The 9,581-nt window shown below is 64.7% G+C and carries 8 protein-coding genes and 1 pseudogene; 7 read left to right on the top strand and 2 right to left on the bottom strand.

Annotation, left to right across the window (positions count from 1 at the left end; all coding sequences use genetic code 11):
* The 5 genes from DIE16_RS35930 to DIE16_RS35910 form a co-directional block, all read left to right on the top strand.
* A partial coding sequence (locus DIE16_RS35930; protein WP_124894410.1) for a DUF3274 domain-containing protein occupies positions 1-930 on the top strand: 930 nt, incomplete at its 5' end.
* 134 nt (positions 931-1,064) lie between these two features.
* Positions 1,065-2,408, top strand: coding sequence for a virulence factor (locus tag DIE16_RS35925; RefSeq protein WP_124894409.1), 1,344 nt, complete (start codon positions 1,065-1,067; stop codon positions 2,406-2,408).
* Between the two features lie 71 nt (positions 2,409-2,479).
* Positions 2,480-2,737, top strand: coding sequence for a PAAR domain-containing protein (locus tag DIE16_RS35920; protein ID WP_124571453.1), 258 nt, complete (start codon positions 2,480-2,482; stop codon positions 2,735-2,737).
* 18 nt (positions 2,738-2,755) lie between these two features.
* Positions 2,756-3,070, top strand: coding sequence for a TrfB-related DNA-binding protein (locus DIE16_RS35915; protein ID WP_124894408.1), 315 nt, complete (start codon positions 2,756-2,758; stop codon positions 3,068-3,070).
* Between the two features lie 268 nt (positions 3,071-3,338).
* Positions 3,339-4,823, top strand: coding sequence for an aminotransferase class V-fold PLP-dependent enzyme (locus tag DIE16_RS35910; RefSeq protein ID WP_124894407.1), 1,485 nt, complete (start codon positions 3,339-3,341; stop codon positions 4,821-4,823).
* Between the two features lie 253 nt (positions 4,824-5,076).
* On the opposite strand, the gene DIE16_RS35905 is transcribed toward DIE16_RS35910, so the two are convergent.
* The gene (locus DIE16_RS35905; protein ID WP_124894406.1) at positions 5,077-6,183 is read right to left on the bottom strand and encodes a DJ-1/PfpI family protein; all 1,107 of its coding nucleotides are present in this window, start codon (positions 6,181-6,183) and stop codon (positions 5,077-5,079) included.
* An 88-nt stretch (positions 6,184-6,271) separates the two neighbouring features.
* Between DIE16_RS35905 and DIE16_RS35900 the strand changes: the two genes are divergently transcribed.
* Both DIE16_RS35900 and DIE16_RS35895 read left to right on the top strand, forming a co-directional pair.
* The gene (locus tag DIE16_RS35900) at positions 6,272-7,282 is read left to right on the top strand and encodes a GlxA family transcriptional regulator (RefSeq protein ID WP_124894405.1); all 1,011 of its coding nucleotides are present in this window, start codon (positions 6,272-6,274) and stop codon (positions 7,280-7,282) included.
* 408 nt (positions 7,283-7,690) lie between these two features.
* A complete protein-coding gene (locus DIE16_RS35895) occupies positions 7,691-9,223 on the top strand; it encodes an amino acid permease (RefSeq protein WP_124489854.1) in 1,533 nt (510 codons plus the stop codon).
* A 121-nt stretch (positions 9,224-9,344) separates the two neighbouring features.
* On the opposite strand, the pseudogene glyA reads toward DIE16_RS35895, so the two are convergent.
* Positions 9,345-9,581, bottom strand: a pseudogene (gene glyA / locus DIE16_RS35890) (serine hydroxymethyltransferase); the annotation flags it as partial.

Genomic DNA, 9,581 nt, shown 5'->3' with positions numbered 1-9,581 from the left:
AAGCCGGGATTCTGGTATCCGCCGTCACCGCCGGCCAAATTCAATCTGATCGGTGCGCTCAAAGGAAACGAAAGCGTCCTGGGGATAGCCGCGACGCTGGCAACCGCGCCACTCATGTTCGTCGTGACCGGGATCAGTTCGGCGTTGAACATGCTCCGTGTGAACGCCGATCCGCCGAAGGGCTGGACGGTGGTGGCGGATGCGCCGGCGCTCGACGAGCCGTTCCCGCCAAAGGCGATGCGATTCGGTAAACCAGTCGAGACCAAGGACGGCGATGCGACAAGCGACTTCAACGAAGGCAACGATCCGCCAGCCGCTTGGCGCGACGCCAACAAGAGCGATGCGGATAAGCGAGCCGATGATCCGTACGATCAGTACCAGCCGAAGAACAAAGATAGCGTCGCACAGGGCACAGCAGGCACGGAGGCCGGGCAGCGCTATGAAGACCGCGCATTGATGCGCATGGAAGCGCGTCGAACGCTGAATACGGAATGGTTCGATCGCGACGGCCACGTGATCGGCGAGGACGGCAAAAGCGCGATGCCCGAAGGCTACAAGGAATGGCGCGACCAGCAGATCGTCGATTGGCTCGATCGCGGTGCGACCAACAGCCCGACGAACCACTCGACGACGATGACGAACCCTGAGCATGCAGAAAAAGCGCTTGCGTATGACGTTGCTATCGGCCTGTGCTACCTGACACCCGAACAACTATATGACTTGAGGATCGAAGCGGATTGGCGAATGGGAAAAGGTCTATCGGACAACAATCCGAACAAGAAGTACTACGGATATTTTGCGATGGGTGAACTTGAAGATCTACCGATTCAGGATTGGGTACATCTGGAGAAAGGCGACGGAAATATATCCGACGCGATTGTGGATGAACGTGAAGGCGAGTTCTATCTGAAGGTCGGGGGTGTGATTTGAAGGCGCTGATCGCCACTTGGCCGCGACGTGTTGCCATCGCTGCTTCGGCTTGTCTGATCACCATCGTGCTCATGGCCTCGCTTACGGCGCACGTTGAACAACCCGACCCGGCACAGTTGCAAATAGGAGACTGGATGAAACGATTCGTCGTCGTACCCTGCTTGACTGCGCTCATGGTGTTTCTATTCACCACTGCCATGATGCGGCCGGCACGTGCCACTCCTGCCAAAGAGTCCACAAGGAATACGGCGGTGGCAGCCGAAGAACCGGCGAAGCCGTTAGTCGCACAGGTTGTCGGTCTGATTTGGTTGAATCCATTGCAGCGGAAGGATTACCCGACCGAATGGCAATTGTTGTGGACGCAGGGACTTGCAGTGCCAAACAAGAATGACGATATGGTCCGCACCGATCCGAAGTCTTTTACGACGCTGCAATCGGTAGCGGGTATCGCATACGGCAACAGAGGCACTGAAACGTTTAGAGGCTTCTATCGCAAGTACATGTTCGAGTTACCGCTTCTACTTCGGTCGCGCTACGCATCCAATCCAAAATATTTCTACACAGTGAGCCCGGCCAATCAGAAGGACTGGCATGAACTGGCGGGCATTCGTGTCGAGCTTTCCATTCCGAACCGACTTGATGCGACCGAGTCGCAAACCTACTTGCAAGACTCGATCCGAAAGACGTTCTCGATTGGCAATCGGCATTTCCCGACGATGTGGAGCCGCGATACGCCTCCCGACGTGCAAATCACTCAAGGCGGCGCAAACGCCGGCTTCACATCGCTGAACAACGCGCTGGACTACTTACAGAAGAACCCCGACAAGACCGTATGGGCAATGAACTGGGACGCCCCGAACTTCCCGCCCACGGATGCGCAGATCAACGAGAACCTCGTCGTGCTGTTCCTCGCCGGCCCGAACTTCAACACCGAGCGCGAACCGCTCGCCTGGATCGGCAAGGCCGCAACCGGCAACACGCACGATTTTTCACCGAAGGTCGGCACGACACGCGCCGTGCAGGCATGGAAAGCCACGATCGGCGAAGCAGCACGCAACGCCGGTGTCGCGGTCACGGACCTGAATTACATCGTCCACGACGCAGGTGTACCCAGCGACGCAGCGTCGTCACGCGTTGTCTCGCTCGCGCAGACCTTGACCGAAACCCTCCCTGAATACGACCACACGAATCAGACCTTCAACACGGCCGCCCTACTCGGCGACATGGGAACCGGCAGCGCATTGACCGACGTCGCACTCGCAATCGGCCGGATCAACCACTTTGGCGGCAACGCCTTGGTCGCCGGCACGACCGACCCCGAGCACCCCGTCGCCGTCGTCGTCAGACCACCATCGAAGCTCACGCCGATCGATCCGGACCAAGACTGGTTCCGCGCACGCGGCGGCAACAATGCGTACCTCCCCTGGTGGGGACGCCGACACGACACCGACTACGGCATGCAAGGCTATTCGTGGTGATGCAAACCAGCACCGCGGCATGTGGCGAGTAAAACGCCGATGCCGCGCGAATCATCGAGAGGACAAGTCATATGCGAGGAATCATCCGGGTAGGCGACAGCCATACCCACGGCGGCCGGGTCGAGTCCGGCGCCGACATCAGCAAGGTCATGGGGCGCGCGGTCGCGCGCTTCGGCGACACGTGTTCGTGTCCGATCCACGGCACCTGCACGATTGCCGCCGGCGACGCTGCCTTCAACGTCGAAGGTCGGGCCGCCGCATTCGACGGTCACAAGACTTCGTGCGGCGCGACGCTCGTTTCTTCCATTCCGAACTCCGGGCGCCCCTGAATGCTGAAGACACGACGCATGACCGCCGAACAGTTCCGACTGCTGCGGCTTCAAGATACCCGCATCAAACCGTTGAACCAATGGGCCCTGCACGAGATTTTCGTGAAGGGCCGCCCACAGCGCGAGCTGGCCGCGAAACTGGGTATGAACCGCTCGGCAATGTCGCAGCTCGTTCGCAAGGCGTGGCAGCGATATCTGGAACTACCGGGCAACGTCACGCACCTCACCACGCTCACGATTACGATCCCGGCGAAATATGAGCAAGCGCTGCATGCGTGGGTGCAGGACGCGCATCGCTTATCGAATCAGCCCGATCAAGACGAGTTGACGTGATCGACGCTCCCCTCAGGGCGTTCACGGACATCCGATACGTCGCAGGCAGGCCGGGCAACGCCCATCGGCAGCGCCCGGCCGCGCCGGCATCCGCATGAACAATTCCCGGTCTTCCATCAGGTCAAGACGAAAACAAATTCCCCAATATCCAACAAAAAGAAAACGTTATTCCACATCGCTCTGAATTCACAGCCAACTTTGGATCCTTTTTCCCCGTCCTCCCTCGTATCATTTCTCCCATTCCGAAGAGAAAGAACCAGAGAAGGACATGAGCGATACCACCCCGCTGCACTACCTCGACTACGCAGCCACCACCCCCGCGGATCCCCGCGTGATCGAAGCGATGACGGCCTGCCTCGGTGCCGACGGCATCTTCGGCAATCCCGCGTCGAGTTCGCACGCCGCCGGCCGGCTCGCGAAGGAAAAGGTCGAGCACGCACGCGCGCAGGTCGCCGCGCTGATCGGCGCGCAGGCCGACGAGATCGTCTGGACGTCGGGCGCCACCGAATCGAACAACCTCGCGCTGAAGGGCTACGCGGAGACCGCGACCGGCAAGCGCCACCTCGTCACGAGCCGCATCGAACACAAGGCGATCCTCGACACGATGGCGAACCTGTCGAAGCGCGGCATGACCGCGACCTACCTGACACCCACCGCCGACGGCGAAATCACCGTCGACGCCGTGGCCGCGGCGATCGGCCCCGATACGGGCCTCGTGTCGCTGATGCTCGTCAACAACGAACTCGGCACGCTGACCGACATCGGCGCGATCTCGCGCATCGTGCATGCGGCCGGCGCGCTGCTGCACGTCGACGCCGCGCAGGCGCTCGGCAAGACGCCGATCGACGTGCGCGCGCTCGGCATCGACCTGCTGTCGATGTCCGCGCACAAGGTGTACGGCCCCAAGGGCATCGGCGCGCTGTTCGTCCGCCGCGAGATCGCCGAGCGCATCGCGCCGCAGATCCACGGCGGCGGGCACGAGCGCGGCCTGCGCTCGGGCACGCTCGCGACGCACCAGATCGTCGGGATGGGCGTGGCGTGCGAACTGGCCGCCGAGAAACTCGAGCGCGAAGCCGCGCGGATCGCGGCACTCAGTGCACGCCTGAAGGACGCGCTGCTCACGCTCGGCGACATCACGCACAACGCGGCAGCGGCGCGCCGCATCCCGCACACGCTGAGCCTCACGGTGAACGTGCCGGGCTTCTTCCCGTTCATGCTCGGCGATGCGCTCGCCGTGTCGTCGACCTCCGCATGCAACTCGACCAGCGGCGCACCGTCTCACGTGCTGACCGCGATCGGCCTCGACGAGCAAGCCGCGGGCCGCACGGTGCGGATCAGCTTCGGCCGCTTCACGACGGAACAGGACGTCGATTTCGCGATCGCATGTTTCGCGCGCGCGCTCGAGCAATGCCGGGCCGCGGCAGCGACCGGGTTCACCGCGTCGCGACAGATCACGCCGGCGGACCTGAAAGCGATCCGCAGCGCCGGTTTTCGCGCGGTGATCTGCAACCGGCCGGACGGCGAAGGCACCGATCAACCGGCGTTCGAGACAATCGCCGCCGCTGCGCGCGAACTGGGCCTCGACGCGCGCTATCTGCCGGTCGAACGCGACCGGGTCGGCGATGCGGAAGTCGACGCGTTCGGCGCGCTGATCGATGCGCTGCCGAAGCCGGTGCTCGCCTATTGTCGAAGCGGAAGCCGCGCCGGGATGCTGTGGAACCGGCTGTCGGCGCGGCGCACGGCGACGGCCTGAGCGCAACCCGCATGTAACGAAGCATCGCGCGCATCCACGTTCACGCTCGAAACCGACGCTTCGCCGCGTGGCCGCCCGGGCGTCGCGATCAAACGCCGAATGCAAGTCGGTGGAAAGCGCGAAGTGCGCGCGAAGTGCTGCACGCATGTCCGCTGGCACAGGCCGGGCTCGTCGATCGGCACATCATCCCGTTCGGGCCGTTTCCGGCGCCGGAGCACGGTTTGCGCCCGGTAACGCGCAAGCCCGGCACCCGCTACCTCGCATACTCCAGTTGCAGCGCCACCCAGTCCGACGTCGCGTCGCCGTAGCTCGCCGCGACGTCGCCGAGCACACCGGGCAGCACCGCTTCGCCGCGCCGCCCGTCCGGAATCGTCACGCGCGCGTGGCCGGCATCGGCCGGTTGCGTCAGCAAGCGCAGCCCGTGCTTCGATTCGATCACGTGCGCGTCCGCCGTTGCGACGATGTCGCTGCGCCACGTCCGCGCCCACGCATCCGCGGTGAGCGCAACCGGAAGTTCGTCGAATCCGCTCGCGACAGGCAGATCGAAGGTCCGATGCCGCCAGAACGCGACGCGATTCGTCAGTGCGGTCGCCACGGCGCGCGCGGTCAACCCGAACCGGCTGCCGTCGTGAACGTCGCTCCATCCGTGCGCGCCGATGTTGCGTGCCGTTTCGCGCGCGGCCACCGGCCCCGCCAGCGCATTCACCAGCGCAAGCGACGCGGGAATCGACGCCGACACGCCGCTCGTCGTCATCACGTTGCCGTCCATCACGTAGCGGCGATCGTCGACCCACGCCGTATCGGCAAAACGGCGACGCAGCCCGTCGCGCGAATACCAGTGCGCGGTCGCGATGCGATCGCGCAGCAGCCCGGCGTTCGCGAGCACGGCCGCGCCATCGCAGATCGCCACCATCGTGGCGCCGGCAGCGGCCTGTTTGCGCAGCCACGCGAGCACGGCCGGCCGGTCGGCACGATGCAAGGCCGGCACGATCACGACGTCCGCGCCGAGGGGCACGTCCGCGTCGAACCGGTCGAACGTCGTATCGGCCAGGATCCGCAGCGCGGGCATCAGTTCGACCGCGCCGGCGTCGGCCGACACGGCCACGACATCGGCCGCGCCCGACGCCTTCAGAATCGCGTACGGAACGATGAAATCGGTCGTCTCCGTTCCGGCGTTGTCCGCGACGATCGCAACGAGCGGCCGCGTGCGGCCCGCCTTCGGTGCGTTCACGCTCAGCGTTTGCGTGACCGTTCGTGCGCCGTGCGCGGCCGACTGCCCCGACATGCACGCGCCCAGCACCGCACACACGAGCAGCGCAACCGCCACGCGCATCGCCCCGTTTCTGTTCCATTCCCGCATCGCCCACCCGCGTCAATCGATTGCATGTGCGGAAAATTACAAGGATCATGCACGCGGTCACAAGGACAACTCCACCGCACTTTCCGCCATGCCCCAGTCAACCGGTCCGGCACGCGACATCGTCGTCGTCGGCTTCGAAGGCGTCCAGTCACTCGACATCACCGGCCCGATGGAAGTGTTCGCGGTCGCGAACCGCCATCTTCCCGGGCATGTCCCGCGCTATCGGCTCACGCTCGCATCGCAACACGGCAACGACATCGTCACGCACGCGGGCCTGCGTCTTGCCGGCCCGACCGCGCTTGCGGCGTTGCCCGAGCCCATCGACACGATCATCGTCGCAGGCGGCAGCGAAGCGGCGCTGCGGCACGCGGCGTCGAACGCCGGCGTGCTGCCCTGGCTGCGCACGCGGATCGCGGGCACGCGGCGGATCGCGAGCATCTGCACGGGCGCGTTCGTGCTCGCCGCGGGCGGATGGCTGGACGGCAGGCGCGCCACCACGCACTGGAATCAGTGTGCGACGCTGCAGGCGCTTTGCCCCGACGTGTGGGTCGAGCCGGATGCGATCTACGTGAGCGATCCGCCGTTTCATACGTCGGCCGGCGTGACGGCCGGCATCGACCTGTGTCTCGCACTCGTCGAGGCCGACTGCGGCGCGCCGACCGCGCTCGCGGTCGCGCGCGAACTCGTGCTCTTCATGCACCGTCCCGGCGGACAGGCGCAGTTCAGCGTCGGTCTCGACATCCAGGCAAACGCGACGCCACCGATGCGCGCGCTGCTCACGTCGATCGCCGACGACCCGACCGGCGATCTCGGCGTCGCCGCGCTGGCCGCGCGCCTGCACATGAGCGAGCGCACGTTTGCGCGCAATTTCCTCAAGGAGACGGGGCTCCCGCCCGCGCAATTCGTGCTGGCCGCACGCGTCGAGCGCGCGAAGGCGCTGCTGGAGCGGGCAGACTGGCCGCTCGAACGGGTCGCGCAACGTTCGGGGTTCGGCAGCGTGGATGCGCTGCAACGTGCATTCGCGAAGCGGGTCGGAATATCGCCGCGCGACTACCGTGCGCGGTTCGGACGGAAACCCGGCAAGCAGCAAGCCGAGTAGGCCGCTCCAGGTTCCCTGCCGGGCCGACTCACGGGATTGCGACACGGGGCGCGGTCGACTTCAGAAAGCGATTGCGGGCCATGTCGCCCTTCACGGGAGCGCACTTTTTCCCCGGCTGTCGCATTTCGACAAGTACGGATCATCCCGATCCGCATGGATTCCTTACAAATATTCAGCCCGCCACGCGATGCCCCCGAACGGTGCACCCGTCCGGAGTTTCGCCGGATTGCCGAAATCCGATATCGCCGCGAGATTTGGCTTCATACCGTTCCGTATCGGACCGGATACGCGATCGCCATCGATGCATGACAACGCGTGCCCGCCGACGAATTCCAGGAGCGGGCCGCAGCACCGGGCCCGGGCAGCGATGACGGTCCTGCCTCGCAGGACATACGTGACGGAGCGAATATGGATGCGAAAATCCAGCCTGATGCAGGTATCGACAGCGACGTAAGCCTCCTCCACAAGATGGGATATGCGCAGGAGCTGTCGAGACGCATGAACGGCTTCTCGAACTTCGCCGTGTCGTTTTCGGTGATCTGCATTCTGTCGGGCGGCATCACCGCGTTTCAACTGGCGTTCTCCGCGGCCGGCGGCGCCTCGGTCGGCCTCGGCTGGCCGCTCGGCTCGCTGTTCGCGCTGATCGTCGCGGTGTCGATGTCGCAGATCGCGTCCGCGTTTCCGACCGCCGGCGGCCTTTATCACTGGGGCGCGATCCTCGGCGGGAAGAAATGGGGGTGGATGACGGCGTGGCTCAACCTGATCGGCCTGATCTTCGTGATCGCGGCGATCAACTTCGGCACCTACGATCCGTTCTTCAAGACGCTGATCGCACCGATGTTCGGCGTCGGTCCGGACAGCCTGACGTGGTGGCATCAGACCGCGTTCATCACGGTCATCACGATTTCGCAGGCGATCCTGAACGCACGCGGCATCCGGATCGCGAGCAAGATCACCGACCTGTCCGGCTACCTGATCTTCGTCGTGACGATCGCGCTGGTCGTGTCGCTGCTGGTCTACTCGCCGGTCACGTTCGACCTGCATCGGCTCGTCACCTTCACCAACTACACGGGCGTCGACGGCGGCGCCTGGCCGAAGCAGACCACGCCGCTCGCGTTCCTGTCCGGCCTGCTGCTGGTGACCTACACGATCACCGGTTTCGACGCGTCCGCGCATACGTCGGAAGAAACGCACGACGCGGCGAAGAACGTGCCGCGCGGCATCATCGGCTCGGTGTTCTGGTCCGCGGTGTTCGGCTACGTGATGGTGTGCACGTTCGTGCTGGTCATGCCCGACCTGACCGCCGCGATGAAACAGGGCACCGGCTTCTTCGAAGCGATCCTCGCACCGATCCCGAAGACCTTGCGCGTCTGCCTCGAGCTCGCGATGTTCTTCATCAACTACGTGTGCGGGCTCGCCGCGATCATGTCGACGTCGCGGATGATGTACGCGTTCGCGCGCGACGGCGGGCTGCCTGCGTCGAAGCTGCTGCGCAGCGTGAATCACAATCACCGGACGCCCGGCCCGGCAATCTGGACCTGCGCGGTGCTCGCGATCGTCGTCACGCTGTACGGCGACGCGTTCTCGGTACTGAGCGCGGGCAGCGCCGTGTTCCTGTTCATCTCGTATGCGATGCCGATCGGTTCCGGGATGCTCGCCGAAGGGCGCACGTGGACCGAAAAGGGCCCGTTCCAGCTGGGCATCTGGTCGAAGCCGTGCGCGCTGCTCGCGCTGGTGGGCGCGTGCGTGCTCGCGTACGTCGGCATCCAGCCGCCGAACGAGAAGGTGCTCTACGTGCTCGTCGCGTTCGTGGGCGTGCTGATGGTGATCTGGTACGGGTTCGGCGTGCGCAAGTCCTTCGCCGGGCCGCCGGTGCTCAAGGACACGCGTAACGACGAGCGGATTCGCGAACTCGAGGCGAACGTCGATCCGACCGTGTGACGCGACACCGGTTCGCGCACAGCGCAAAAAATCCGGCTCGCGGTGTGCGAGCCGGATTTTTATATCGCTTCGGAACGAGCGAGGTTCAACCGCGTCGGCAGTCGAACCCGATTGCCGCGTCTCAGCCGTAGACCGGGAAACGCTGGGTCAACTCCGCGACCAGACCGCGTACGCGTTCGATCGTCGCGGCATCTTCCGGTGCTTCCAGCACGTCGGCGATCAGGTTGCCGACCTTCTCCGCTTCCGCCGTGCCGAAGCCGCGCGTCGTCATCGCCGGCGAACCCAGGCGGATGCCGCTCGTCACGAACGGCTTTTCCGGATCGTTCGGGATCGCGTTCTTGTTCACCGTGATGTGCGC

This window comes from Burkholderia sp. Bp9090 (assembly GCF_003857985.1).
Lineage (GTDB): Bacteria > Pseudomonadota > Gammaproteobacteria > Burkholderiales > Burkholderiaceae > Burkholderia.
Note: the sequence above shows the minus strand (reverse complement) of the source record. Positions and strands in the feature narration are given on the sequence as shown.